A 24,807-nucleotide genomic window follows, 5' to 3' on the forward strand; every position below is an offset into this window, starting at 1 on the left:
CACCCAGGGTGCGAGTGCGCAGGTGGCAGGAGTAACTGGCCCGAAACAGATGTGGGAGCGGCCTTGTGCCGCGAAGCGCCGCGCGGGCGGCGCGCTATCGAATAGGCGCTGCTAAAAGCATGGAGAACACCCTGTCTTTTCTTAACTGACCGGCATTAGGGCATGCCCGCTCCCACAGAGATTGCGCAAACTTTCTTGAACAAGACAGTTGCCCCCACAGGTAGGGCGCCCCCCTCAGGCATTGTGGGATCCCTGTAGGAGCGGCTTTAGCCGCGAACACGGGCGCAGCCCGTGCCATCCCGCACCCGCCTTACCAGCTATAACTCAACTTGGCCGTAACCTCACGCCCCGGGTTGTAGTAGTTCGCCGTCCCCGACCCCACCACATGCTGCTCGTCAAACAGGTTGCTGACATTCAGCGCAAGGTCGGTGCCCTTGGCAATCTTGTAGTTCAGCGCTGCGTCAAACAGTGTAGTGCCATCGCTTTTCTTGGTGTTGGCGGCATCCATGTAGTAACCCCCCACGTAGCGGGCACCCAGGCCAACGCTCACGTCCGTGTCGGGGATGTCGTAGTAGCTCCACAGCGAGGCCGTATGCTTCGGTGCCACGGTGAATTCCTTGCCCTTGAGTGAAGTGCCGTCATACAGCGCACCGCGCAGCACTTCAGTCTCCATGTAGGAATAGGCACCGATCAGGCTCAGGTTTTGCGTGACTTGCGCCTTGGCTTCCAGGTCCAGGCCGCGGGCACGGGACTCGCCCACCGTCTGCTGCTCGATGATGCCGCTCGGCAACACCACGGCGATGGTGACGTTTTCCTGGGTCAGGTCATAAACGGCGGCAGAGAACAGCGCATCCATGCCCATGGGCGAGTACTTCACGCCCACTTCGTACTGCCTGCCGGTCTGCGGGGTGACGCCTACCTGCGGCGGCGAAACCGACTCCACCATGCTCACGTAAGTAGAAACTTCATCGTTGACGATGTAAGTCAGCGCGCCACGGTACGAGGTTTCAGAGAAGTTGTCGCTTTGCTTGTTCACCCCGCCAACGTACTCCGTGCTGGACAGGTCCATGGAGTCATTACGCACACCCGCGGTTGCAATCAGGCGGTCATAGAAAGACAGGTTCTGCTGCAGGAACACGGCCTTGGTGGTGGCGTCGTTTTTCTTGCGGGTATACGGCGTAACACCACCGGGAACACCCGTGAATACCGGGTTGGCGATGTCGATGGAAGGTGCCGTGCTGTACACCGAACTTTGCCGGGTGGTCGAGTCGAGATACTCCACACCCACCAGGGTACTGCTGTCGATGTGCTCGAACTGGGCATCGTACTGCAGCATCAGGTTACCGTTGAGCTGATCGGCATCGCTGTCGGTGCCGAACACGTAGCGCGGGATGGTGGTCCCCACCCGCGAAGCGCTGTCGCTCAGGTAGACATAGCCAAAGTCATCGCTCAGCTCGCTATAGCGCAGGTTGCCGCGCAGCGTGAAGCCGTTGTCGAAGTCGTGGGTAATGTTGCCGCTGAGGCTGGTGCGCTCGACATCGTGAAAGTTGTAGCCGGGCTCGCCGTAGAAATCCTCTCGGTCGTATTCCTTGTCCAGCGGGTAGCCACCGCTGTTCGGCGAGCTGTTGGTCTTCAGGTAATCCAGGATTACCGTGGCTGAGGTGAAGTCGGTGGGTGCCCAGGTCAGGCCGCCCATCACGAAGCGGTTGTCGTCCTGCGAGTGGTCGTACTCGCGGTCGCTGTTCTGCATTTTAGCCGTGAAACGGCCGGCCAAGGTCTGTTCGTCGTTCAGCGCGTCGCCCACATCGATACCGGTCTCGGCATGATCATAGGAGCCATAGGTCACGTAGCCTTGCCCGAACTTTTCGAAGCGTGGCTGCTTGGTCACGAAGTTCACCGAGCCACCCGGGTCTGCCGGGCCGAACAGGGTGGAGTTGGCGCCACGCAGAATCTCGATGCGCTCGTAGGCATACGGGTCTTCGCGCACACCGCGCATCGAGCTCAAGGTCAGGCCGTCCCGGTAGGTGGTGGCCTGGAACCCGCGGATCTGAAAGTAATCGTTACGGTCATCCGAGCCGTAGAAGTCGCTGACCACACCCGGGGTATATTGCAGCGCCTCTTCCGTAGTGCTGACGCTACGCTGCTGCATTTCCTTGTTGGTAACCACAGACACAGAAGCTGGCGTGTTGAGGATGCTGGTCGCTACCTTGCCACCGACCCACAGTTCCTTGGCAACCATCGAGTTCGTGTCATCGTCGGCACTGGCTTTGACCTTGGCATTGATGATGACCGGCGCCAGCCGATAGTCCTCGGTCGCGCCTAGCTCCAGCGGGCCGGCGGGCTTTGGCTGCGGCACTACCAGGTACGCACTCGGGCCTTGCTGCTCAGCCTGAAGCTCGGTCCCCTGCAACAATGACGAGAGTGCAGCCGTGGTCCCCAACGTGCCCTGCACACCCGCCGTGTTGCGGTTGGCTACGCTCTGTGCATCGAAGGACAGGCTGATACCCGCCTGCCGGGCAAAATGGTCCAGCGCCGGGGCCAACGGACCGCCCGGGATGTTCCACTGCTGCAGCTGATTATTGCGATCAGCGCCCAAGGGTTGCGCAAGCGACGGCAATGCGTAGCTGCTGACAACCAAGCCCAGAATCGCTGCGTGCAAGGCACGATTCAGGGGATGGCGCTGTGGAACCGGTGTCGAACTCATTTTCTCGCTCCGTAGAGGGTCGGCGGCTGGCCTGTATTCCGGCCTTCCCTACAAGCCGAACGAGAATGAGAAAACACCTCATTTATTTTTCAATCAGTTGTGCGTACTCAGCCATCGCCATCAATGCAACGGCGCTGAACCCGCCTCGGCACGGGTAGCGTTCAGTTGAAGAATGTGGTCCCTGATTGCAAAGCCCACGCATTGGTAAAACTCGATGCAGAACGCTTCGCCCCGCTCCAGCAAGGGCGAGCTGCGCAAAAAATCGTCTGCTGCCTTCGCCGCGACCCCACCGGCATCTTGAGCCAACTCGGCGATGTTACTCGCGCGCAGGGCGGCATCATCTAACGGCTGCAGGTAATGGAAGGGGATCAAACACTCGACCGCGCTACTGTTAAAACCTTTCGCCAAATACTTCTTCAACTCGACCAGGCTGTTGCGCGTCTGATCGCTTTCGATATTGTGGCCTTGAAGCAGCGCTTCAATGGGCCCTGAGCCAACCACCACTAAATCGTCGACCGCATAACCTGCCAGCGGAGGCAACACGTTTGGGGTAAGTTCAAAGGGTGTATTCGGCACTTCATCCGAATACCCATCGCGCACCCGTTCCGCCTTCTTGCCCATTAAGTCTGCAGGGTTCATGAGCGCTTTATCATTCAGCTTGACGATATGGTCATGTATGCCCCACGCGGCTTTGTCGGTGAACGCTGCCACGACATCGTCCCCCGCGTTCAACAGTGGCGAGCCCTCTAACGATTGGTACGCCGACCGCTTTACAAAGTTGCCCACATCCAACGCCATGTTGCTGACGTTGCGCGCGCGCGTAGCCGCGTCCGCGTACGGCGTCTGGTACCAGGTCGAAATCTGGTACTCGATGCCCATCCGCTGCAGGTCGGCCCACAAGCGGCTGACCAGCGCGATGCTGGTTTCACGAATGAAACCGGGGTCAACTCCCAGCGATTCAAGGAAAGCTTCGACGGGTTCATTTACAACTACCAGGAGATCTTCGTGCGTATACCCAGGCATCGGCGGGAATACGCCATTCGGTAGTTCGATAGCTTGCTGGGATGCGCCATTGGTTTTGGTCTGATCGTGCACCTGAAACTCCATTTTCCTGAACAACATAAGCTGAAATCAAAATGGCATTATTTTAGAGATGCCGTTTTAATTAAGGGGCTGGCAATATTATCCATTCGTCAAATCACGTGCAAAAACCTCAACCTTTGTCCAACGCCTGTCGCACTTTTCCGAGCAACTCCGCCAACTGAAAGGGTTTTAACAACATATCCATACCCTCCCCCAGAAATGCCTGACGGTCGACTGCCGCAACCGCGTACCCGGTCATGAACACCACCGGCAGTTCCGGCCGGTACCCCCTCGCCAGGTCGGCCAGTTCACGCCCGCTCAATGTCGGCAAGCCAACGTCCGTCAACATCATGTCCAGGCTCGGGTCGGTCTGCAACAAAGCCAGCGCTTCGTCTGTGGTAGCGGCCAGGGTGCAGCGATAACCTGCATCGGTCAGCGCCTCGGCTACAGAAAGGCGCACGGAGGTCATGTCCTCAACCACCAGCACATGCTCGCCATTGCCCTGCACAGCCTGGCCGCTTTCGCGGTGCACGGGCATGGCCGCCTCGGCACTGGCGGGCAGCATCAACGTCACTTCGGTCCCTTGCCCGACCACGCTACTCAGTAGCACGTGCCCACGTGACTGTCGGGCGAACCCGTAGATGGTCGACAAGCCCAGGCCGGTGCCTTGCCCCACAGGCTTGGTAGTGAAAAACGGGTCGAAGACCTTCTCCAGCAGCTCGGGCTGGATGCCGCTGCCATTGTCCCGCACGCACACGGCGATATAAGGGCCATCCAGCAAATTGGGGTTGCCGTGGGACCAGGTAGCGGCGGTGTTGACCCATATTTGCCCGCCCTTGGGCAGCGCATCGCGGGCGTTGATAACCAGATTGAGCACGGCACTTTCCAGTTGCACAGGGTCAACCAGGGCAATGGCTGGGTCTGTGGACAAGTCCAAGGTCAGCAGAACGCGCTCGCCAATGGTGCGCGTCAGTAAATCTTCAAGCGAACGCACGTGCCGGTTGACGTCCACCGGGCGGGTGTCGAGCGGTTGCTGGCGGGCAAAGGCAAGCAGGCGGTGGGTCAGAGACGCGGCGCTGGTGGCGGAACTAAGCGCTGCTTCGGTGTACTTGGGCACCATCTCGGTACGGTTTTGCGCCACGCGCTTGCGGATCAGCTCCAGGCTGGTGATGATGCCGGTGAGCAGGTTATTGAAATCGTGAGCGATACCGCCAGTAAGGCTGCCCAAGGCGTCCATTTTCTGCAGCTGCAGCAGCTGCGCCTCGGTACGCTCGCGTTCAGCCACTTCTCGAGCCAGCTGGCTGGTGGCAACATCCAGGCGGGCCAGGTGCGAGCGCTCGCGGTGGCGGTGTTCGGTGACATCTTCGATGAACACCAGGCACAGCCCTGGCGCCTGGTAGGGCGACAGCTGCCATTCGGTTTCGCGCAAGTGTCCACGCAGTTGCATGCTTAGCGTGCCTTTCCAGCGTTCGCCTGCAAACAGGTGCCGGCGCAGCGCATCCAGAGCTGCCTCCTGCCCGTCGGCAAAACACTCACGAAGCTGCGCAGGGTCGCGGTTGTCCTGGCTCAGATTGCTGAACGCCTGGTTGCATTCATGCACCTTCAATTGCGCATCGAGCACGGCGATCGGGGCCGATACGCTACTGAAGATCTCACGGAAGCGCGCCTCGCTCTCACGCAGCGCGCGCTCGGCATCGCGAACGCGCAGCAAGGTACGCAGGGTAGCGAGCAACACATCCGGGTCGACGGGATGGACCAGGTAGGCATCAGCGCCAGCGTTCAGGCCGGTGATGATATCGTCGCTCAGGATCGACGCCGCTGATACGTGAATGACAGGCAGCAACGCAGTGCGCGCTTCCTCGCGCAACAGCCTGACGATATCGAAACCGCTCATGTCCGGCAGGTTCACATCCAGAATCAATGCGTCCACCTGCTGATCGCGGATCAGTGCCAGCCCCTCGCCGCCTGTGCCCGCCTCCATCACGTCGTAACCGTGCACCGCGAGGCGCCGCCGCAGGGCATAGCGGGTTGCGACGTTGTCGTCGACGATCAGCAGGCGCACATCAGCTTTCATCGACGTTCTCCTGGGCAAGAGCCAGCGGAATGATCACGAAGAAGGAAGAACCAACCCCTGGCTCACTGTGCACGCCCACTTCGCCACCCAAAAGGCTCGCGAAGCGCTTGCACAGCGACAGGCCCAGACCGGTGCCGCGCAGGCGTTTCTGCAGGGGCGAATCAACCTGGGCAAAGTCCTCGAACAAAGTGCCCAACAGCTCCTGCGCAATGCCGATACCGGTATCGCTGACCGCAAAGCGGATCATGTCGTTGCCCTGCAACTGGGCTGAAACGCGCACTTCGCCACGGGTGGTGAACTTCAGCGCATTGGAAATAAAGTTTCGCAGAATTTGCGCAAGCTTCTTGTCATCGGTGTACAGCCGCGGCAGCCCGACCGGCTCTTCGAAAATCAGGTCTACTGCAGTGGCGTCCACAATCGGGCGGAACATGCCGCGCAATGCCGCGAACAGGTCGAACATGTCGAACCAGGCCGGCGAAATGGTAATGCGCCCGGCTTCGATCTTGGCCAGGTCGAGCAGGTCATCGACCATGTCGGACAGCTCGCGGGAAGCAGTGCTGATGAACGTGACCTGGCGGTGCTGCTCTTGCGACAGCGGGCCGTCGAGTTCGTCGGTAAGCAGGCCGGTGATGCTCAGGATCGAACCGAGCGGCGTGCGGAACTCATGGCTCATGTAGGACAGGAAGCGGCTTTTCAAGTCCGAAGCCTGGCGCAGTTGCTCGGCCTGGATGTCCAGCTCGGCGTACAAGGCGAGCACGCCCTGATTGGTTTCCTCGAGCTCGGCGCGCAAGGCATCGTTTTCGGCCTGGAGCCTGGCAATCAGCTGGGTATCAGGCATGTGCGGCCTCCAAATCTACGACGAGTACAGTCACATCATCGCGACCACGACAGAAGTCGCGGTGCAACACGGCGGCGATCACGGCTGGGTGACGATGCACCAGGCCCGGGTAATCCTGAAGGTTCCAACGCGATTGCAGGCCATCGCTGTACATGATCAACAACTTTCCATTTGCTTGAGCGTAGTCAAAGACCTGGGCCTTTCTGAATTGCCCGCCAACGATGCCGGGCAACGACGCCAGGCCACGCGCCTGGCTACCGGCGATAAGGCTGGCGCCGATGTTGCCAACGCCGATAAAAGCCAGGTTGTCATTGGCGCCGTCATACTGCGCCAGCGCTGCCGCCCCACCACGGCTGCCGAGCATCGCCTGGTGCATGGCATGCAACAGTTGCACGGGGTCGGCGAACGGTGCTTCAGCAAATGCCGCCGCCCCCGCGCGTGCGGCCACCTCGGCATCGGCGCCGTGGCCCAGGCCGTCGATCACAATCGCACTGATATGCTGGCCATCGATCGCCAGGTGCCAGGTATCACCACAGGCAGGGTCGCCATACAGCGCGTGCTGGCTAATGCCCACCCGCAGATCCGCTGCGCCCGCGCCCGGCTCATACAGCCGCGCCAACACTACGGCGCCACGCGAATCGGCGTAGACATCAAACACCTGCGCCATACGCGCCAAGGCGCCCATGCCGATACCTTGCGTGCCGGATGTCGAATAGCCATCAGCCAGGCACGTCGGGGGATCGAAGCCCTGCGCACGGTCCACGGTCAGCAACTCGATGATGTAGCCGCCCCCGTTACGCGGCAATACCCGCAAGTGCAGCTCACCGCGGCCCGCATGCTTGATGACATTACTGCACAGTTCGGTAGCCAGCAGCGCAACACGCCCGGCGCATTCCTCGTCAAAGCCGTGTTGCTCGGCCAGCTTGCATGCCGTGCGGCGGGCATGGCCAACATCGCTTTGCTCATCAAGGCCGATCACCTGGGTCTGGCTGGCGAAAATGCTCAGGTCCATCGGGTAATCGTTACACGCGTGCCCTGCCCAGGCGCGGTGTCCAGTTCGAATTCGTCAACCAGGCGCCGCGCGCCGGTCAGGCCTAACCCCAGGCCGCTGCCCGAAGTCCAGCCATCGGTCAATGCCAGCTTGATGTCGGGTATGCCAGGCCCTTCGTCGCGGAACAGCAGGCGCAACCCGGTTCGTGCGCCGTCGTCCAGAACGGACCAATCCATATCGCCACCGCCGCCATACACCACGGTGTTGCGGGCCAGTTCACTGACTGCCGTCACCAGCTTGGTCAAGTCCACCAAGCGCATGCCGCACTCGCCGGCCAACTTGCGCGCCAACTGTCGCGCCAGCACCACATCCTGCTCAATGCGTACCGGTTGGCTGCCGCTTTCGCGCACATTCATTTTCGCTTCACACGTTGACGCAGCACTTGCATGCCGCGCTCCACATTGAGTGCCGTGCTCACGCCCGGCAGGGTAAGGCCAAGTTCGACCAAGGTTATGGCCACTGCCGGCTGCATGCCGACCACCATGGTCTCGGCATCCATGATGCGTGACAGGCCAGAGATGCTCGCAATCATCCGGCCGATGAAGGAATCGACCATGTCCAGTGCGGAAATGTCGATCAGCACGCCCCGCGCCGACGTGCGGCTGATGCGCTCGGTCAGGTCCTCTTGCAAGGTCAACGCCAGCTGGTCATGCATGTCCACCTGGATGGTCACCAACAGGAATTCACCCATTTGCAGGATCGGAATACGCTCCATACGCTTACACCCGCTGGCTGATATCGCTGCCCAGGCGAGAGAGGGCAAGCTTGAGGGCGTCTGCCAGGTTGGCCTTGGTGGTCAGCGAGCCGAGGTCCAGCCCAAGGTGCACGATGGTCTGGGCGATTTGAGGGCGCACACCGCTGATGATGCAGTCAGCCCCCATCAGGCGGATGGCGGTGACGGTTTTCAGCAAGTGCTGGGCGACCAAGGTGTCGACGGTGGGCACGCCGGTAATGTCGATGATGGCAATTTCCGAGCCTGTGTCGACGATGCGTTGCAGCAGCGATTCCATCACGGTCTGGCTGCGTTGCGAGTCCAGCGTGCCGATCAGCGGCAACGCCAGCACACCTTCCCACAGTTTGACCACCGGGGTGGACAACTCCAGCAACTCCTCCTGCTGGCGCTTGATTACCTCCTCGCGGGACTTCTGGAAGGTGCGGATGGTGTGCATGCCCATACCGTCGAGCAGTTCGGAAACGACCCACAACTGCTCGGCCAGGCGTGCCGGTTCATTATTGAAGTGCGACTGCAACAAGCCGAACAAAGGCCCCTTCAGTGCAAAGATGAAGTACACGGTCTGATGAGAGTCATGGCCCAGCTGAGCGCGCGACGACGAGAGTTTTTCCAGAAACCGGCGCACGCCTTCCCAGCCCGGAACGGCCAGATTGCTGCCGCTTTCGCTTTGCAGGCCGTCGACCAGCAGCTGCAAGAATTCGCGTGTTTCCTGCGCCAGTGCCTGTTCCTTGATGTTGCGCGTTGCGCCGTTGGCTTCCAGGCCAGAAACCCACTCCCCTAGCAATTGCGCCTGGTTGTTCTTGATTGCTTCCAACGTGCTGCCGTGCAGTGCTGCCATTTGCCTTCGCTCCTGTGATGAAGGCCGGCGTCCCCATTAATGGCCGGCCTGCTGTGAGTGACACTTGCCGGGTGAAATAGTTGTGCGCGAGAGAAAGATAATTGCAATGGGCCACCTCACGTTAGCTTATCCGGCCTCTCCTGGCGCGTACTCTGCGCCACGCAGCACCACCGGCGGGCGAGAAAGCAGGACGCCGACAAGCACGGCGAAGACCAGCGCAGCTACCCCGGCGCTGTACAACACCGTCTCGAATCCCCCGACAAATGCCTGCCGAGCCAATGGCGCAAGCCCATCGCGCAGGCTTGGATCGACCAGGGCCAATGCCGACGCTAAGTCTCCAGCGGCGACCCGAGTGGCCATCGCCCCGATCTGGCCCAGCTCCCCAGGCGCTGCTGCGGCCATGGCTTCGTACAGCAATTGCTCAGTGCGAGTGGCCAGCACGCCCCCAAGCACACCAATGGCCAGCACGATCGCGCCGAACCGCGTGGTGGTACTCAGGCCCGAAGCCATGCCGGTGCGCTCACGCGGCACACAGGCCATGATGTTTTTCTGCGTGTCGCCATTGAGCAACCCCGCGCCAGCGCCCAGCACCAGGCTGGCCAGCGCGAAGGCGCCATAGCCGCCGTGACGCGTAGCCCAGGCACACAGCAGGTTGCCCGCGCCCACCAGCACCAGCCCCAACGCAAACACCTGCGCGGGGCTCAAGCGGGTGGCCAGGCGCATGCCCACCCGCGGTGTCAGCAGCATGGTCATGGCAAACGGCAGCATACCGGCCCCAGCGGCCTGGGCTGACAGTTGCAAGCCGTTCTGCAAGTACAGCGGCAACAACGTCATCATCACCTGGGCGCAGGCGGCATAGGCGAACATGCCCAGCAAGGCCCCCACGAAACGCCCGCTGCGCATCAGTTGCAGGTCGATCATGGGGCGCTCCTGGCTGCGCTCGACCATGACGAACAGGCCGAACAGCAAGGCGCTGATTACCAGCCGACCGAGGGTTTGCGCGCTGCCCCAGCCCACCTGGTTGGCATCGATCATCGCCCAGATCAGGTAGCCCAGGCTGCCGGCGAACGTCAGGCTGCCCCAAGGGTCGAGCCGTGCCGCTGCACTGTCGCGTGACGCCTCGACACTGCGCATGACCATGATTGCCAGCAGCGCCACCAGCGGCAGATTGATGTAGAAAATCCAGCGCCAGCCCAAGGTGCTGGCAATTACCCCGCCGAGCAGTGGCGCGGAGGTGATGGTGGCGCCCATGCAGGCGCCCCAGAAAGCCCAGGCACGCATGCGCTCCTGCGGCTGGTGGAAACGGTTGCCGATCACGGCCAGGGCCGAGGTCAGCAGCAAGGCAGCGCCAACGCCCTTGGCCGCCCTGGCCAGGTCGAGGAAAACCAGGCTGGGGGCCGCACCGCAGGCCAGCGAGGCGAGGCCGAACAGCACCAGCCCCAGCAACAGCATGCGCCGCCGGCCGAAACGGTCGGCCAGGCTGCCGGCAGGTAGCAGGCAAGCGGCAAAGGCCAGCAGGTAGGCGCTGACCACCCATTCGATATCGGCGAACGACCCGGACAGGTCACGGGCAATGCTGGGCAGGCTGACCGCGACAATGTTGGTGTCGAGGATGATCAGGGCGCAGACCAGCGAGGCGGTGAGCAGGGTGAAACGTGCAGAGGGCATGGTGGGGCTCCAGGTGCGGAGCTGGTTGGCTTGAGGGCGGAGTCTATCTGCGAGATCGCCGGGGCTGCTTTGCAGCCCATCGCCGGCAAGCCAGCTCCCACAGGTACTGCAGCGGCTGCAAGGCTTGCGCAATACCTGTGGGAGCTGGCTTGCCGGCGATGGACCGCAAAGCGGTCCCCTGCAATTCCACAGGCAAACTTTGCCCCCAAGCCACCAGCCTTGTAGTGTTGGCTTCACCATAACCCCGCCAACTGCAAGCCTTGTTAGCCCTGGCGGCCTGCGTCATTACCCTGCAGGTAACACCCATGGAAATCCGCCATTTCCGCTACTTCCTCTGCGTCGCCCGCCACGGCCATTTCACCCGGGCCGCCGAGCAACTGGGCATCGCCCCGCCCACCCTCAGCCGGCAGATTCAGGACATGGAGCGCGAGCTGGGCGTGCGCCTGTTCGAACGCAACCAGCGCGAGGTCAACCTCACGGCCGCCGGCCAAGCCCTGTTTATTGAAGCCGAACATGCCGTGCGCCAGTTCGACGCCGCGCAACTGGGCGCACAACGGGCCGCCCGTGGCGAAAGCGGGCGTATCGAACTGGGCTACGTCGCCTCTGCCGGCTACTCAGGCATACTCCAGCAGCAAGTCACTCGCTACAGCGAAACCTGCCCCGGCGTGCGCCTGAACATCCGTGAACTGCCAATGGCCGAACTGCCCGGTATGGTCCGCGATGGCTTGCTCGACCTGGCCTATGTGCGCTCGCCAATGGAATTACCTGAAGAGCTCGAAGCCATCGCGCTGCACCAGGAAGGCTTCGTCCTTGCCCTGCCCGCCAGCTCGCGGATCAATGAAGTGCCACAGATCCCCGCCTCGCGCCTGGCCAATGAAACCTTCATCCTGCCCGAGCAGATCTCCGGCACGCTGGAGGTGGCGGCGCAAGGCGGCTTCGTCCCGCGCCTGGGCCCGCAGCCCGGCAGCCTGGTGGCGGTGATTACCCTGGTATCACTCGGCCAGGGCATCGCCGTGGTGCCAGAATCGGTGGTGCAGCGCATCAACCTGCCGCAGGTGAATTACCGGCGCATCGTCGACAGCCAGGCCAGTTCGTGGCTGAGCCTGATCCACCGGCGCTTCGAGAAAGCGCCGGCAGTGGTGAGGTACATCGAGATGATCAAGTCCTGAGCATTCACATTTGTCTCACCGGTGGTGAGACTTTTCTCCATTGAACATTGTGCCAGCGGCGCTGACACTTTTTAGATAACGCTGATTATGGCTGCGATGTGCTTGTCGTGGGACAGGGTGAAGGCGACAAGGTGCCTGACCTAAGCTTTGAGCTGGTGCGCAAATCGAGCGCCGCCCGCGCGGCGCTCGATCTCATAGACGATAAAAATCTTGCGGCAAGCACCTTTAGCCCAGACGCATTTTTGAAAGCAAAAAAACAAAGGGCACCCATCCACAGGTGCCCTCTGCCCTACCGCCAGGTGACCTCGATCACCCCATCGTACGCGCCCCCACCGGTTGCGCATGGCCCCGCGAAGTCACGATGCCCAGGAAGGAAATCACAATCGCCAGGCCCAGTGTCGAACTCACTTCCGCCCGGTGCTCAGGCGTGTACATCATCACCGCCAACGCCCCGGCAATGAAGATGATCACCGCCCAGGTCAGGTACGGGAACAGCCACATGCGGAACTTCAGCTCGGTGTTCTCCCGCTCCAGGCGGCGGCGCATGCGCAGCTGCGAAATAGCGATGACCATGTACACCAGCAAGGCGATGGCGCCGGAGCTGGCCAGCAGGAACTCGAACACGCCCTTCGGCGCGAAGTAGTTGAGCACAGCAATGGCTGCGCCGATCAGGGTGCTGCCGAACACCGCCGCACGCGGCACGCCGACCTTGGAGGTCTTGTTGAGGAAGGCCGGGGCGTCACCGCGTTTGGCCAGTGAGTACATCATCCGCGAAGCGATATAGATCGACGAGTTCATGCAACTGGTCACCGCCACCAGCACCACCAGGTCGACCATGAACGCCGCATTGGGAATGTTCATGATTTCCAGCGCGCGCTGGTACGAGCCCACCACGGCAAGCTGTGGGTCATTCCACGGCACCACCGAGATGATCACGAAGATCGAGAGTATGTAGAAGGTGCTGATGCGCCAGATCACCGAGCGGGTGGCTTTGGCAATGTTGCGCGACGGGTCGCTGGACTCGGACGCAGCGATGGTCACCGCCTCGGTACCGATGAAGCTGAACATGACGGTGATGAACGCGCCAACCACTGCCGACCAGCCCTTCGGTGCAAAGCCGCCGTATTCGGCGATCAGCCCGCTCAGGCCGCTGACCTCAAGGTTGGGCAGCCAGCCCATCAGCGCGGCAAAGCCCAGGCCGATGAAACCGAGAATGGCGGTGACTTTGAGAATGGCGAACCAGAATTCGAACTCGCCGTACTTGGCCACGCTGAACAGGTTGGTGCAGGCCAGCAGCAGCACCGAGGCCAGGGCGAAGATCCAGCTGTCCACCTGCGGGAACCAGGCGTTCAGTACATGCCCGGCGGCCAATGCTTCGATAGGGATCACCAGCACCCAGAACCACCAGTACAACCAGCCGATGGTGTACCCGGCCCAGCGGCCGATGGCCTGGTCGGCGTAGGTGGAAAACGATCCGGTGTCAGGGTGCGCCACGGCCATTTCGCCGAGCATGCGCATGACCAGTACCACCAGGGTCCCGGCCACGAAATAGGAAATTATGGTTGCTGGCCCGGCCGCCGCGATGGCGTGACCCGAGCCTACGAAAAGTCCGGCGCCGATGATGCCGGCGATGGACAGCATCGTTACATGACGTGGCTTGAAACCTTGTGCAAGGTTGCCATCAGATCCCACGGTGTTCATTGATGTTGTTCTCTTTTTGCTGACACAAGGATGGGGGCAGGCGTAGGCGAAAATATCTCCTTTGAAATCAATAAGTCGACAGGTTGCTGGTGCTCTGTTGTTGATCTTTGCTGCGCATCACAGAGCAACGTGCCGGTGCGGTTCGGGGTTCATTTAAGCCCCGCATGGCTGTGGGTAATTACACGAGAACGCCACGGAACTGTTTGATCACGACAGGGCAATTCCATTCGCGGCAGATGTCGCGAATGGCATGTCCGATCACGCCATCGGGCCATCTGGCGCTTTTGTTTTTCATTTGGATGTGTTTCGCCTGTGTCGGCCTCTTCGCGGGTAAACCCGCTCCCACAGGTCCTCCACAGGTCCTGAGGCTTATGCAGTTCCTGGGAGCGGGCAAGCCCGCGAAGAGGCCTTGGAACTAAACCACGCGATTCGGCGGCACCTCGCCCCGAAAGCACGCCTGCAGGTTGAGCAAGACCATGCGCCCCATCTCCAACCGGGTCTGCAGCGTGGCGCTGCCCCGGTGCGGTTGCAGGCTGACCTGGTTGAGGTCACGCAAGGCCGGCGGCACATGCGGCTCATCGACAAACACATCCAGCCCGGCCCCAGCGATACGCTGTTCGCGCAAGGCCTCGACCAGCGCGTCTTCATCCACCAACTTGCCGCGCGCAACGTTGACCAGGTAACCCTGCGGCCCCAGTGCCTCAAGCACCTCGGCCGTCACCAGCACCTGCCCGCCATCGGCGGCAGCGGCGACCACCAGCACATCCACGGAGCGCGCCAGCGCAACCAGGTCCGCTTCAGATCCATCAGTGCGTTGGACAGGCCCTTCGCGCCCCCCGTGACAACGCCACGAATACGCGGGCTGGCTTCGGCGAGCAGCTGCGGCGGGTAAACCCGCTCCCACAAGGTTTGCACAAATTTTGCGCGATATGCAGTACCTGTGGGAGCAGGTTCATCGGGGCGCCGAACCGCCGCGAAAGGGCCCGAAGCCTTAACGCACCAGGCAAGGCCGCTTGTTATCGAAACTCCACCCCGGCATCAGGAACTGCATCGCCACGCTGTCATCGCGCGCCCCCAGCCCCATGTTGCGGTAGCACTCATGGGCCTTGGCCAGCTGGTCTTCATCCAGTTCCACACCCAACCCCGGCCGTGCCGGCACCCGCACATGGCCACCGACAATGCGCAGCGGCTCGCGGGTCAGGCGCTGGCCGTCCTGCCAGATCCAGTGGGTGTCGATCGCCGTGATCTCACCTGGCGCTGCAGCCGCCACCTGGGTGAACATCGCCAGCGAAATATCGAAGTGGTTGTTCGAGTGCGAACCCCAGGTCAGCCCCCAGTCATTGCACATCTGCGCCACCCGCACCGAGCCCTGCAAGGTCCAGAAGTGCGGGTCGGCCAGCGGAATGTCCACCGACTGCAGCTGGATCGCATGGCCCATCTGCCGCCAGTCGGTGGCGATCATGTTGGTAGCCGTGGGCAAACCCGTAGCGCGACGGAACTCGGCCATCACCTCGCGGCCCGAGTAGCCGTTCTCGGCGCCGCACGGGTCTTCGGCATAGGCCAGCACATCGTGTTTGTCGCGGCACAAGGCGATGGCTTCCTTGAGTGACCAGGCGCCGTTGGGGTCCAGGGTGATGCGTGCTTCGGGGAAGCGTTCGGCCAGTGCCGTCACCGCTTCCATTTCTTCTTCACCTCGCAGCACGCCACCCTTGAGCTTGAAGTCGCTGAAGCCATAACGCTGCTTGGCCGCTTCGGCCAGGCGCACAACCGCCTCGGGGGTCAGGGCCTTTTCGTGGCGCACACGGAACCAGTCGTCATCGCTATCCGCTTCGCTGCGGTAGGCCAGGTCGGTCTGCTGGCGGTCGCCGATATAGAACAGGTAGCCCAGCATTTTCACTGCATCACGTTGCTGGCCTTCGCCCAGCAGTGCCGCCATCGGCACGTTCAGGTGCTGGCCGAGCAGGTCGAGCAGTGCCGACTCGATGGCGGTTACCGCATGCACGGTAATGCGCAGGTCGAAGGTCTGCAGGCCGCGGCCGGCAGAGTCGCGGTTGGCGAAAGTCTGGCGCATGGCATTGAGCACGCGCTGGTAATGACCGATCGGCTGGCCGACCACCAGGCTGCGGGCTTCTTCCAGCGTCTGGCGAATGTTCTCGCCGCCGGGCACCTCGCCCAGGCCGGTGTTGCCGCCACTGTCGCGCAGCACCACCACGTTGCGGGTGAAGTAGGGCCCATGGGCGCCACTGAGGTTGAGCAGCATGCTGTCGTGGCCGGCAACTGGGATCACGCGCAAGTCGGTAACCACCGGGGGGTTGGTATGAACGGCGGGGTTGGTCTGCATGTTCATGATTGTTTTCTCGCAGTCGTCAGTGGGTGTGGCCCAGGGCCGAAGGGGCCTTGAGGTCATCGGAAGAGGCGCCCTTGGGGCGTATACGCACGAAGAAGATGGCAATTGCCGCCAACACCGAAGTCACCGCCAGGCCATACAGCCCACCCTGGATCGAGCCGGTCTGCTGCTCCAGCAGGCCGAACGTGGTAGGGGCGACGAAGCCGCCGAGGTTGCCGATCGAGTTGATCAGCGCAATCACCGCTGCGGCGATACGGGCGTCCAGGTAACCCTGGGGGATCGGCCAGAACAGTGCCGAGGCCGACTTGAAACCAATCGCCGCGAAGCACACGGCAACAAAGGCGAACACCGGCCCGCCGGTGGTGGACATGAACATGCCGATGGCAGCAATCACCAGGGCACCCGCCACCCAGGCCTGCTGGAACTTCCAGCGTGCAGAACCGGCAGCGAAGGCATACATGGCCAGGATCGAGATCAGCCACGGGATCGAGTTGAAGAAGCCCACCTGCACGTCGCTGAGGTCGCCCATGCGCTTGATGATGCTTGGCAGCCAGAAGGTGGCGGCATAGATGGTCAGTTGGATGCAGAAGTAGATCAGGCAGAACAGCACGATCTGGCGATCCTTGAGCAGGCTCCAGGCCGACGGCTTGACCGCACCGAGCGCCTCGCGCGCTTGCTGCTCACGGTCGATGGTAGCGACCAGCGCGTCCTGCTCGGCCTGGTTCAGCCACTTGGCGTCCTGGGGTTTGGAGTCGAGCCAGAAGAACACGAAGAAGCACAACGCCACCGAGGCCATGCCTTCGATGAACAACATCCACTGCCAACCGTGCAGGCCAAGGCCCTGGATCTGCATCAACGCCCCGGCCAGCGGGCCGGAGATCAGTGAAGCCAGGGCCGAGCCACTTAGGAAAATGGCAATCGCCTTGCCGCGTTCCGCCGCCGGCAGCCAACGGGTGAAGTAGTAGATCACCCCGGGGAAGAAACCCGCTTCAGCCACCCCGAGCAGAAAGCGCAGCACGTAGAACTGGGTCTCGTTCTGCACGAAGGCCATGGCCGTGGCCACCAGCCCCCAGGTGAACATGATGCGGGTCAGCCACAGGCGGGCCCCCACCTTTTGCAGCAGCATGTTCGAAGGCACTTCGAACAGTGCGTAGCCGATGAAGAAAAGCCCGGCACCAAAGCCAAAGGCCGCAGCGCTGATGCCCAGGTCGCTTTCCAGGTGCGGCCGGACGAAGCCGATGTTGACGCGGTCGAGGTAGTTGACGATGAACATGATGACGAACAGCGGCAGGACGTGGCGCTTGACCTTGGCCACGGCGCTGGCCAATGCGTCGCCATCATTCCGGGCAGGCGGAGCGAGGGTGTCGTTCACTTGCGGATCTCCCACTAATTGTTTTTGTGCGGGTCGGGGTTGTCTGACAGGGCAGTGGGGACGAGCTTATGCGCAGGGAAGTTGTACGACAAGATCATTAATGTCGGCAAAACAGCAAAATACAAGCTGTCATAACACCAATATGCTACGAACATTCAAAAACAGAACAGCTACGTGTTGGCTTGAACACTGGAAAAATCGGCAAAAAATATTTTTATCGATTAACTTGTCGTACAAGTACAACAAGAACCGGATCACACCATGCAACCCGACCACGCCCGCAAACGCGGCCACAGCCGCGCCCATGACCTGGTTTCCAGCCTGACCCAGCAGATTCTGCTGGGCACCTTCAAGCCGGGCGACAAACTGCCCTCGGAGAACACCTTGGTGCGCGAGCACGGGGTCAGCCGCACGGTGGTTCGCGAAGCCTTGTCGAAGTTGCAGGCCTCGGGGCTGGTGGAGCCGCGCCACGGTATCGGTACATTCGTGATGGAGCGCCAGGCCCAGGCCGGGTTGCGTGTTGCGGCGGAAAGCGCGGCGAATGTGCGCGACCTGCTGGAGCTGCGAATCGGTCTGGAGGGCCAAGCCGCCGCGCTGGCGGCACTGCGCCGGGATGAGGGGCATTTGGCGCGCATGCGCCAAGCGTTGGATGACTACCAGGACCTGGCAGCGGCAGGTGACAGCTGCATCGAGGCCGACCGGCGTTTTCACCTGCTGATTGCCGAGGCTACCGGCAACCTGTATTTCACCGAGATGCTGCTGCAGCTGGGCAACGGCCTGATACCGCGCAACCGCATGGCCGCAGCCGAACGCAGCGGGGCCAAGCTCGCGCGGCAGGCGTACCTGGCCAACCTGGAGCACGAGGCGATTCTCAATGCCATCCGCCGGCATGACCCAGATGCAGCGCGCGCGGCGGTGTGCCTGCACCTGTCCAACAGCCGGGACCGGTTGTTGCCCTAGGGCCCATCGATTACCAAGTCAGGCAGATCTTGCCGAAGTGCCGGTTGCTCTCCTGGTAACGGAACGCCTCGACGATCTGCTCCAGTTCGAAATGCTTGTCCACCACCGGCCGCAAAGCGTTGGCATCAATGGCCCGCACCATTGCCTGCTGCTGCGCGCGGCTGCCCACCAGCACCCCTTGCAGGCGAATCTGCCGTACCAGCGCCTGCACCAGCGGCAGTTGCCCGGCCACCCCGGTAAGAATGCCGATCAGCGACACATGCCCACCAATGCGTGCAGCAATCATCGATTGCTCCAGGGTCGCCGGGCCGCCCACTTCGATCACATGATCAACGCCACGGTTGCCGGTCAGCTCGCGCACTTTCTCGCCCCAGGCTGGGGTGCTTTTGTAGTTGATCAGGTGGTCGGCCCCCAGGGCCTTCAGGCGCTCCAGCTTGGCGTCGCTGGACGAGGTGGCGATCACCGTGGCACCGGCCAGCTTGGCGAACTGCAGGGCGAAGATCGACACACCACCGGTGCCCTGCACCAGCACCGTGTCGCCGGGCTTGAGGTGATCATCGCTCATCAGCGCACGCCACGCAGTCAGGCCGGCGGTGGTCAGGGTAGCCGCCTCGGCGTGGCTGAAGCCCTTGGGCGCCAGCGTGAACGCCGTAGCGCGGGCGGTTACCTGCTCGCGGGCGTAGCCATCGATGCCGTCACCCGGTACCCGGGCAAAGCCCTCGACATTGGCCTGGCCATCGAGCCAGTCGGGGAAGAAGGTGCTGACCACGTTGTCGCCGACCTGGAACTCTGAAACGCCAGCCCCCACTGCGACCACTTCGCCAGCGCCATCGGCCATGGGAATGCGCCGCTCGCTCGGGCCCCACATGCCGCTGACCACGGCGAAATCGTGGTAATTGAGGGAGCTGGCGTGCAGGCGCACGGTGATCTCACCGGCCCGGGGTGCAGCCGCCTCGCAGGTGCCGACTTCGACCTTGTCGTAGCCGCCGCCGGGTTGAACGTAGATGGCCTTGCTGGTCATGGGTGGGTCTCCGTATCAGCGTGAAGAATGGGGTTCAGCATAGACAGGTCTGGCCCTATCGCCGGCAAGCCAGCTCCCACAGATAAACCACAGGGCCTGAAAACGTGTGCGATACCTGTGGGAGCTGGCTTGCCGGCGATAGGGCCCACATTGCCAATACAAAAATCAGCCAAGCATCAGCTTCAACGCCCGGCAATCCGCCGCATGCCAATCCACCAGCTCCGGCCAGGGATTGTCCGGCAAATTCACCAACACTGTCCGCGCCCCCGCCGCTCGACCACAGTCCAAGTCAAAGCGGTAGTCCCCCACCATCACCAGCTCGCTCGGCGCCACGCCCCAGGCACTGGCAATCTTCAGCAACCCATCCGGGCTCGGCTTCGGCGCCGCCTCGTCACGCCCAAGAATGTGCTCCACCGCAAAGCAGTCCGCCAGGCCGATGGCCTTCAGCGTCACATGCGCCAACTCACGCGCATTGCGGGTCAGGATGCCCAGCCGGCAACCGCGTTCGGCCAGTTCGCGTACCAGTTCCACGGCCCCGGCGGCCGCGGTGGAGGCAATCGCCAGGTCACGCTCGTGCTCCAGCAACCAGGCATGCTTGGCCGCCGCTTCGTTCGCCGGCAAGGCGGCCAGGTGAGTCAGGATGTCATCCTCGGCCGGGATATCCAGTGCCACGCGGATGGCGGCAAAATCGTGCACCGCCACGGTCAGCGTGCCGTCCATGTCGAACACCCAATTGCGAACCTCGCCCAGGCTCATGCCCAGTCCTTGCGATGGCGAATCAGGCCTTCCTGGCTCGACGATGCCACCAGTTGCCCGGCCTGGTTGAAGATGCTGCCACGGCAGAAGCCACGGGAATTACCGGCCCAAGGGCTGTCGGTGGCGTAAAGCAGCCACTCGTCGGCACGCAGGTTGCCGTGGAACCACAGCGAGTGGTCGAGGCTGGCGATCTGCATGTCGCGTTGCCACACCGACTTGCCGTGCGGCAGCAACGCCGTGGTCAGCAGGCCGAAGTCCGAGGCGTAGGCCAGCAGGTACTTGTGCAGGGCTGGTACATCGGGCAGGTTGCCGTCGGCGCGGAACCAGGCGTATTTGACCGGGTCGCCGGGTTTGGGGTTGAACGGGTCACGCTCGGTAACCGGGCGGATCTCGATCGGCTTGGCGCACAGCACTTTGTCACGAATGCGCTCAGGCAGCTGGTCGGCCATGGCCCGCGCCAGTTCCACTTCGGTAGGCAGGTTTTCCGGGCCGACCACGTCAGGCATCTGCGCCTGGTGCTCGAAGCCTTCCTCGTCGTACTGGAACGAGGCGCTGCAAGTAAAGATGGTCTGGCCTTTCTGGATCGCCGTCACCCGCCGGGTGCTGAAACTGCCGCCATCACGCACGCGGTCTACCGAGTACACCACCGGCAGGCTGGCATCGCCCGGACGCAGGAAGTAACCATGCAGCGAGTGCACATGGCGCGCGTCCTCGACCGTCTGGCTGGCCGCCGACAACGACTGCCCCAGCACTTGCCCGCCGTACAGCTGGCGAAAGCCCAGGTCCTGGCTGCGCCCACGGAACAGGTTCTCCTCGATGGACTCGAGGCTCAACAGATCGACCAGGTCGTCCAACACATGACTCATCGGGGCTTCTCCTAGCAAGGCAACACGTCTCTACAGCACTCTTTATGAAGGCAAATAATACAGGGTTTGTCATTCGCGCCGGGCATGGCCGTGCATTCAAGCGCGCAGGGTGCGTTCCCAGTGTGCGCGGTCGATGCGGTACAGCACATGCGGGCGCAGCGGGTGGCCCTCGGGCAGGCGGGGGTGCTCGAAGCTGCCGGCCAGGTCCTGCTGCATGCCGATGGCTTGCATGACCTTCTGCGAGGGCAGGTTGCTCTCGCTAGTGAACGACACCACCTCTTCCAGGCGCAATTGGGCGAAAGCACAACGCAGGCAGGTCCACGCCGCCTCACTGGCAAAGCCCAGGCCCCAGTGGCGGCGGGCCAGGCGCCAGCCAATTTCCACGGCTGGGGCGAAATCGGCGTCAAAGCCCACGTGCAGCAAGCCGGTCATGCCAATGAACGCACCGCTGTCCTTGCGCTCCAGCGCCCACAAGCCAAAACCGTATTCGTTGAAGTGCCCGCGCATCCGGCCAATCAGCGCAGCGGCCTCCAGGCGCGTCAGCGGGGCGGGAAAGTAACGCATCACCTGTGGGTCGGCGCACAGCGCAGCGAACTCACGCAGGTCGTCGTCGTGCCATTGGCGCAGCACCAGCCGTGCGCTTTCCAGTTCAAGGATGGGGGTCATCAGGCCTGCTCCGGTTTTGCCGTATTGCAGTTTACAGCGTAGGCGCGGGCACGGGTTTCACCCAGGCGGCACAGCGAATGCAATTTTCACACGCCCTTCACCGGCCCCCGAAGCGGTATTGAATGGCTGGCGCTTGCCTTAGGATTTTGGTTGCCTGTGCGATCGAGCGCCGCCCACGCGGCGCTTCGCGGCACAAGGCCGCTCCCACATCTGTTTCGGGCCAGTCCCTCCTGTTAAGTCACCTCTGTCCGCCTTGGTTGTTCCCTTCGATATCGAAAGTGACACAGTTGCTCTTTATCAATCTCCAGCCATGCCCCTAGGGTGCGAGCGCAGAGGAGGCAGAAATAACTGGCCCGAAACAGATGTGGGAGCGGCCTTGTGCCGCGAAGCGCCGCGCGGGCGGCGCTCGATCGCATAGGCGCCAGACATCTCAAGACAAGCACCAGTCAGCCCACACCCAAGCGCCTGCTTCGCGGGCGCCCCTCTCCCACAAGGGCCTGCGACACTCCACAATCAGGTGCTCCCATTGCAGTCCCCGGCCATGGCAAGATCAGCACTGGCCCTGACTGCGACCCCCACCCATGCCGTTGCCGCTGATCTACCACGAAGACTACAGCCCGGAGTTCCCCGCCGAACACCGCTTCCCGATGGACAAGTTCCGCCTGCTGCACGACCACCTGATCGACAGCGGCCTGACCACCGACAAGGCCCTGTTGCGCCCGGAAATCTGCCCCAATGACATCCTCGCCCTGGCCCACGACCGCGGCTATATCGAGCGCTACATGAACGGCGCGCTGTCACGCGAGGACCAGCGCCGCCTAGGCCTGCCCTGGAGCGAGGCCCTGGCCCGGCGTACCGTGCGCGCCGTCGGTGGCTCGCTGCTGACCGCCGAACTGGCGCTGCAGCACGGCATTGCCTGCCACTTGGCCGGTGGCACCCACCACGCCCATTACGACCACCCCGCCGGCTTCTGTATCTTTAATGACCTGGCCGTGATCAGCCACTACCTGCTGGAGGCCGGCCGGGTACACCGGGTGCTGATCTTCGACTGTGACGTGCACCAGGGCGACGGCACCGCACGCATCCTTCACGACACCCCAGAGGCAATCACCGTTTCACTGCACTGCGAGCAGAACTTCCCGGCGCGCAAGGCCCACAGTGATTGGGACATCCCCCTGCCACGGGGTATGGGCGACCACGCCTACCTGAAGGTGGTGGATGACACCCTCAACTATCTGCTACCGCTGTATCAGCCCGACCTGGTGTTGTATGACGCCGGTGTCGATGTGCACAAGGATGACGCCCTGGGCTACCTGCAATTGAGCGACGCAGGCGTAGCCGCCCGTGACGAAGCCGTGCTGCGTCACTGCCTGGGCCGCGATATCCCGGTGATGGGCGTGATCGGCGGCGGCTACAGCAAGGACCGCGTCGCCTTGGCCAAACGCCACGGCATCCTTCACCACAGCGCGGCACGTGTCATGGGTTGTTCACAATGACTGTGGAACCGCTTGTGGATAACCTGCGCGAAAGACGCTGTAGCCCTTGGCCCACAAGGCCTGCAGAGAGCTGATCAATTTTTGACCAGTGCTTCCATGGGCAGCGCTGCGCTAGAATGCGCATCTTTTCCACAGCCCGCTGCCGACCATGCCCGATCTGACTCCCACTGCCCCTCCCCTCGCCGTCGTCATCGGTGGCGGCCCCGCCGGCCTGATGGCCGCCGAAGCCCTGGCCCAGGCGGGCCTAGCGGTCGAGGTGTTCGATGCCATGCCATCGGTAGGGCGCAAGTTCCTGCTGGCAGGTGTCGGCGGCATGAACATCACCCATTCCGAGCCCTCCCCGGCGTTCACCGCCCGCTATGCCGAGCGCCAGAACGAAATCGACGCCCTGTTGCGCGACTTCGACGCCGAAGCCTTGCGACAATGGATTCACGGGTTGGGTATCGAAACCTTCGTCGGCACCTCGGGCCGGGTGTTCCCCACCGACATGAAAGCCGCGCCGCTGCTGCGCGCCTGGCTCAAGCGCCTGCGTGACAGTGGCGTAGTTATCCACACCCGTCATCGCTGGTTGGGCTGGACCGCCGATGGCGCCTTGCGGATCGCTTATCCACAGGGCGAACGCGCCGTTAACGCCGCCGTGGTGGTGCTGGCATTGGGTGGCGGCAGCTGGGCGCGCTTGGGCTCCGACGGCAGCTGGCAAGCGTTGCTGGCCGAGCGGGCTGTGGATATCTCACCGTTGCAGCCAAGCAACTGTGGTTTTGAAGTGGCGGGCTGGAGCGCACTGCTCAAGGATAAATTCGCCGGTGCACCGCTGAAGAACATTGCCCTCAGCGTGCCCGGCAGCGCGCCGCGCAAGGGCGAGTTCATCCTCACAGCGCAAGGTGTGGAGGGCAGCCTGGTGTATGCCTGGTCGGCGCCCGTGCGCGAAGCCATCAACCGCGAAGGCCGTGGTGTGCTGTTGCTCGACCTGCTGCCGGACAAGCCTGTGGACAAGATTGCCCAGGCCCTGACCAAGCCGCGTGGTTCGCGCTCCATGGCCAAGCACCTGCACAGCCAGTTGGGCATTGATGGGGTGAAGGCTGCGCTGCTACGCGAACTGACCGATCAGGCGACCTTTGCCGACCCTGATGCGTTGGCGCGGGCGATCAAGGCGCTGCCCATCACACTGGTGCGCACGCGGCCACTGGATGAGGCGATCAGCAGTGCGGGTGGGGTGCGGTTCGAGGGGTTGGATGAAGGGTTGATGGTCAAGGGCATGCCGGGCGTGTTCTGTGCCGGCGAGATGCTGGACTGGGAGGCGCCGACCGGGGGGTATCTGCTGACGGCTTGCTTTGCCAGCGGGCTGCGCGCAGGGCGGGCTGCGGCGGATTGGGTTACGCGAGTTTCCTGACAGATTGCCGGGGCTGCTTTGCAGCCCATCGCCGGCAAGCCAGGCTCCCACAGGTACGGTGCATGGCTTGAGTT

Annotated in this window: 20 protein-coding genes and 1 pseudogene; 4 read left to right on the top strand and 17 right to left on the bottom strand. The window is 62.5% G+C overall.

The window, feature by feature from the left end:
* Positions 1 to 310 precede the first annotated feature (310 nt).
* The 9 genes from ACI2KG_RS26850 to ACI2KG_RS26890 form a co-directional block, all read right to left on the bottom strand.
* Positions 311 to 2,704, bottom strand: a complete 2,394-nt coding sequence (locus ACI2KG_RS26850; RefSeq protein ID WP_404663943.1) for a TonB-dependent siderophore receptor — start codon at positions 2,702 to 2,704, stop codon at positions 311 to 313.
* Positions 2,705 to 2,824: 120 nt separating this feature from the next.
* Positions 2,825 to 3,799, bottom strand: coding sequence for a hypothetical protein (locus ACI2KG_RS26855; RefSeq protein ID WP_404663944.1), 975 nt, complete (start codon positions 3,797 to 3,799; stop codon positions 2,825 to 2,827).
* A 118-nt stretch (positions 3,800 to 3,917) separates the two neighbouring features.
* Positions 3,918 to 5,861, bottom strand: coding sequence for a response regulator (locus ACI2KG_RS26860; protein WP_404663945.1), 1,944 nt, complete (start codon positions 5,859 to 5,861; stop codon positions 3,918 to 3,920).
* On the bottom strand, positions 5,851 to 6,699 hold the full coding sequence (locus ACI2KG_RS26865; RefSeq protein ID WP_404663946.1) for a sensor histidine kinase: 849 nt from the start codon (positions 6,697 to 6,699) through the stop codon (positions 5,851 to 5,853). The genes ACI2KG_RS26860 and ACI2KG_RS26865 overlap by 11 nt, the downstream gene beginning before the upstream one ends.
* Positions 6,692 to 7,711: an ATP-binding protein gene (locus tag ACI2KG_RS26870; RefSeq protein ID WP_404663947.1), complete on the bottom strand. Its 1,020-nt coding sequence runs from the start codon at positions 7,709 to 7,711 to the stop codon at positions 6,692 to 6,694. Before ACI2KG_RS26870 ends, ACI2KG_RS26865 begins: the two co-directional genes overlap by 8 nt.
* Positions 7,702 to 8,106, bottom strand: coding sequence for an anti-sigma regulatory factor (locus ACI2KG_RS26875; RefSeq protein ID WP_400618365.1), 405 nt, complete (start codon positions 8,104 to 8,106; stop codon positions 7,702 to 7,704). The genes ACI2KG_RS26870 and ACI2KG_RS26875 overlap by 10 nt, the downstream gene beginning before the upstream one ends.
* On the bottom strand, positions 8,103 to 8,465 hold the full coding sequence (locus ACI2KG_RS26880; RefSeq protein WP_404663948.1) for an STAS domain-containing protein: 363 nt from the start codon (positions 8,463 to 8,465) through the stop codon (positions 8,103 to 8,105). The genes ACI2KG_RS26875 and ACI2KG_RS26880 overlap by 4 nt, the downstream gene beginning before the upstream one ends.
* 4 nt (positions 8,466 to 8,469) lie before the next feature.
* Positions 8,470 to 9,321, bottom strand: a complete 852-nt coding sequence (locus ACI2KG_RS26885; RefSeq protein ID WP_404663949.1) for an STAS domain-containing protein — start codon at positions 9,319 to 9,321, stop codon at positions 8,470 to 8,472.
* A 126-nt stretch (positions 9,322 to 9,447) separates the two neighbouring features.
* Entirely contained in the window at positions 9,448 to 10,989 is a 1,542-nt protein-coding gene (locus tag ACI2KG_RS26890) for an MFS transporter (RefSeq protein ID WP_404663950.1), read from the bottom strand.
* A 305-nt stretch (positions 10,990 to 11,294) separates the two neighbouring features.
* Here ACI2KG_RS26890 and ACI2KG_RS26895 point away from each other — a divergent pair, with 305 nt between their 5' ends.
* Positions 11,295 to 12,158, top strand: coding sequence for a LysR family transcriptional regulator (locus tag ACI2KG_RS26895; protein WP_404663951.1), 864 nt, complete (start codon positions 11,295 to 11,297; stop codon positions 12,156 to 12,158).
* 309 nt (positions 12,159 to 12,467) lie between these two features.
* Here ACI2KG_RS26895 and ACI2KG_RS26900 read toward each other — a convergent pair whose 3' ends face one another.
* The 4 genes and pseudogenes from ACI2KG_RS26900 to ACI2KG_RS26915 all read right to left on the bottom strand — a co-directional run bounded on the left by ACI2KG_RS26900 (position 12,468) and on the right by ACI2KG_RS26915 (position 17,578).
* Positions 12,468 to 13,859 carry an amino acid permease gene (locus tag ACI2KG_RS26900; protein WP_404663952.1) on the bottom strand — a complete coding sequence of 464 codons (1,392 nt, stop codon included), beginning with the start codon at positions 13,857 to 13,859 and terminating at the stop codon, positions 12,468 to 12,470.
* Positions 13,860 to 14,274: 415 nt separating this feature from the next.
* Positions 14,275 to 14,658, bottom strand: a pseudogene (locus ACI2KG_RS26905) (NAD(P)-dependent oxidoreductase); the annotation flags it as partial.
* A gap of 192 nt (positions 14,659 to 14,850) precedes the next feature.
* On the bottom strand, positions 14,851 to 16,206 hold the full coding sequence (gene gudD, locus ACI2KG_RS26910) for a glucarate dehydratase (protein WP_404663953.1): 1,356 nt from the start codon (positions 16,204 to 16,206) through the stop codon (positions 14,851 to 14,853).
* Between the two features lie 19 nt (positions 16,207 to 16,225).
* Positions 16,226 to 17,578, bottom strand: a complete 1,353-nt coding sequence (locus tag ACI2KG_RS26915; RefSeq protein ID WP_404663954.1) for an MFS transporter — start codon at positions 17,576 to 17,578, stop codon at positions 16,226 to 16,228.
* A gap of 261 nt (positions 17,579 to 17,839) precedes the next feature.
* On the opposite strand from ACI2KG_RS26915, the gene ACI2KG_RS26920 reads away from it, so the two are divergent.
* A complete protein-coding gene (locus tag ACI2KG_RS26920; RefSeq protein ID WP_404663955.1) occupies positions 17,840 to 18,538 on the top strand; it encodes a FadR/GntR family transcriptional regulator in 699 nt (232 codons plus the stop codon).
* A 10-nt stretch (positions 18,539 to 18,548) separates the two neighbouring features.
* Here ACI2KG_RS26920 and ACI2KG_RS26925 read toward each other — a convergent pair whose 3' ends face one another.
* The 4 genes from ACI2KG_RS26925 to ACI2KG_RS26940 all read right to left on the bottom strand — a co-directional run bounded on the left by ACI2KG_RS26925 (position 18,549) and on the right by ACI2KG_RS26940 (position 21,847).
* Positions 18,549 to 19,559, bottom strand: coding sequence for an NAD(P)-dependent alcohol dehydrogenase (locus ACI2KG_RS26925; RefSeq protein WP_404663956.1), 1,011 nt, complete (start codon positions 19,557 to 19,559; stop codon positions 18,549 to 18,551).
* 165 nt (positions 19,560 to 19,724) lie between these two features.
* On the bottom strand, positions 19,725 to 20,315 hold the full coding sequence (locus ACI2KG_RS26930) for an HAD family hydrolase (RefSeq protein ID WP_404663957.1): 591 nt from the start codon (positions 20,313 to 20,315) through the stop codon (positions 19,725 to 19,727).
* On the bottom strand, positions 20,312 to 21,181 hold the full coding sequence (tesB, locus tag ACI2KG_RS26935; RefSeq protein ID WP_028614112.1) for an acyl-CoA thioesterase II: 870 nt from the start codon (positions 21,179 to 21,181) through the stop codon (positions 20,312 to 20,314). Before tesB ends, ACI2KG_RS26930 begins: the two co-directional genes overlap by 4 nt.
* Positions 21,182 to 21,277: 96 nt before the next feature.
* A complete protein-coding gene (locus ACI2KG_RS26940; RefSeq protein WP_404663958.1) occupies positions 21,278 to 21,847 on the bottom strand; it encodes a GNAT family N-acetyltransferase in 570 nt (189 codons plus the stop codon).
* A gap of 581 nt (positions 21,848 to 22,428) precedes the next feature.
* Between ACI2KG_RS26940 and ACI2KG_RS26945 the strand changes: the two genes are divergently transcribed.
* Positions 22,429 to 23,343 (top strand): histone deacetylase, encoded by a 915-nt coding sequence (locus ACI2KG_RS26945; protein ID WP_404663959.1) that lies wholly within the window; start codon positions 22,429 to 22,431, stop codon positions 23,341 to 23,343.
* Positions 23,344 to 23,491: 148 nt separating this feature from the next.
* A complete protein-coding gene (locus ACI2KG_RS26950; RefSeq protein WP_404663960.1) occupies positions 23,492 to 24,733 on the top strand; it encodes a TIGR03862 family flavoprotein in 1,242 nt (413 codons plus the stop codon).
* Positions 24,734 to 24,807: the final 74 nt, after the last annotated feature.

This window comes from Pseudomonas sp. NPDC089407, assembly GCF_044900445.1.
Classification (GTDB): Bacteria; Pseudomonadota; Gammaproteobacteria; order Pseudomonadales; family Pseudomonadaceae; genus Aquipseudomonas.

Bases quoted from the DNA above. Each gene is read 5' to 3' on its own strand.
- ACI2KG_RS26950 (WP_404663960.1), top strand. From the start codon at position 23,492: ATGCCCGATCTGACTCCCACTGCCCCTCCCCTCGCCGTCGTCATCGGT.
- ACI2KG_RS26860 (WP_404663945.1), bottom strand. From the start codon at position 5,861: ATGAAAGCTGATGTGCGCCTGCTGATCGTCGACGACAACGTCGCAACC.
- ACI2KG_RS26885 (WP_404663949.1), bottom strand. From the start codon at position 9,321: ATGGCAGCACTGCACGGCAGCACGTTGGAAGCAATCAAGAACAACCAG.
- ACI2KG_RS26890 (WP_404663950.1), bottom strand. From the start codon at position 10,989: ATGCCCTCTGCACGTTTCACCCTGCTCACCGCCTCGCTGGTCTGCGCC.
- tesB (WP_028614112.1), bottom strand. From the start codon at position 21,181: ATGAGTCATGTGTTGGACGACCTGGTCGATCTGTTGAGCCTCGAGTCC.
- ACI2KG_RS26920 (WP_404663955.1), top strand. From the start codon at position 17,840: ATGCAACCCGACCACGCCCGCAAACGCGGCCACAGCCGCGCCCATGAC.
- ACI2KG_RS26900 (WP_404663952.1), bottom strand. From the start codon at position 13,859: ATGAACACCGTGGGATCTGATGGCAACCTTGCACAAGGTTTCAAGCCA.
- gudD (WP_404663953.1), bottom strand. From the start codon at position 16,206: ATGAACATGCAGACCAACCCCGCCGTTCATACCAACCCCCCGGTGGTT.
- ACI2KG_RS26940 (WP_404663958.1), bottom strand. From the start codon at position 21,847: ATGACCCCCATCCTTGAACTGGAAAGCGCACGGCTGGTGCTGCGCCAA.
- ACI2KG_RS26865 (WP_404663946.1), bottom strand. From the start codon at position 6,699: ATGCCTGATACCCAGCTGATTGCCAGGCTCCAGGCCGAAAACGATGCC.
- ACI2KG_RS26875 (WP_400618365.1), bottom strand. From the start codon at position 8,106: ATGAATGTGCGCGAAAGCGGCAGCCAACCGGTACGCATTGAGCAGGAT.
- ACI2KG_RS26925 (WP_404663956.1), bottom strand. From the start codon at position 19,559: ATGACCAGCAAGGCCATCTACGTTCAACCCGGCGGCGGCTACGACAAG.
- ACI2KG_RS26945 (WP_404663959.1), top strand. From the start codon at position 22,429: ATGCCGTTGCCGCTGATCTACCACGAAGACTACAGCCCGGAGTTCCCC.
- ACI2KG_RS26930 (WP_404663957.1), bottom strand. From the start codon at position 20,315: ATGAGCCTGGGCGAGGTTCGCAATTGGGTGTTCGACATGGACGGCACG.
- ACI2KG_RS26895 (WP_404663951.1), top strand. From the start codon at position 11,295: ATGGAAATCCGCCATTTCCGCTACTTCCTCTGCGTCGCCCGCCACGGC.
- ACI2KG_RS26850 (WP_404663943.1), bottom strand. From the start codon at position 2,704: ATGAGTTCGACACCGGTTCCACAGCGCCATCCCCTGAATCGTGCCTTG.
- ACI2KG_RS26870 (WP_404663947.1), bottom strand. From the start codon at position 7,711: ATGGACCTGAGCATTTTCGCCAGCCAGACCCAGGTGATCGGCCTTGAT.
- ACI2KG_RS26880 (WP_404663948.1), bottom strand. From the start codon at position 8,465: ATGGAGCGTATTCCGATCCTGCAAATGGGTGAATTCCTGTTGGTGACC.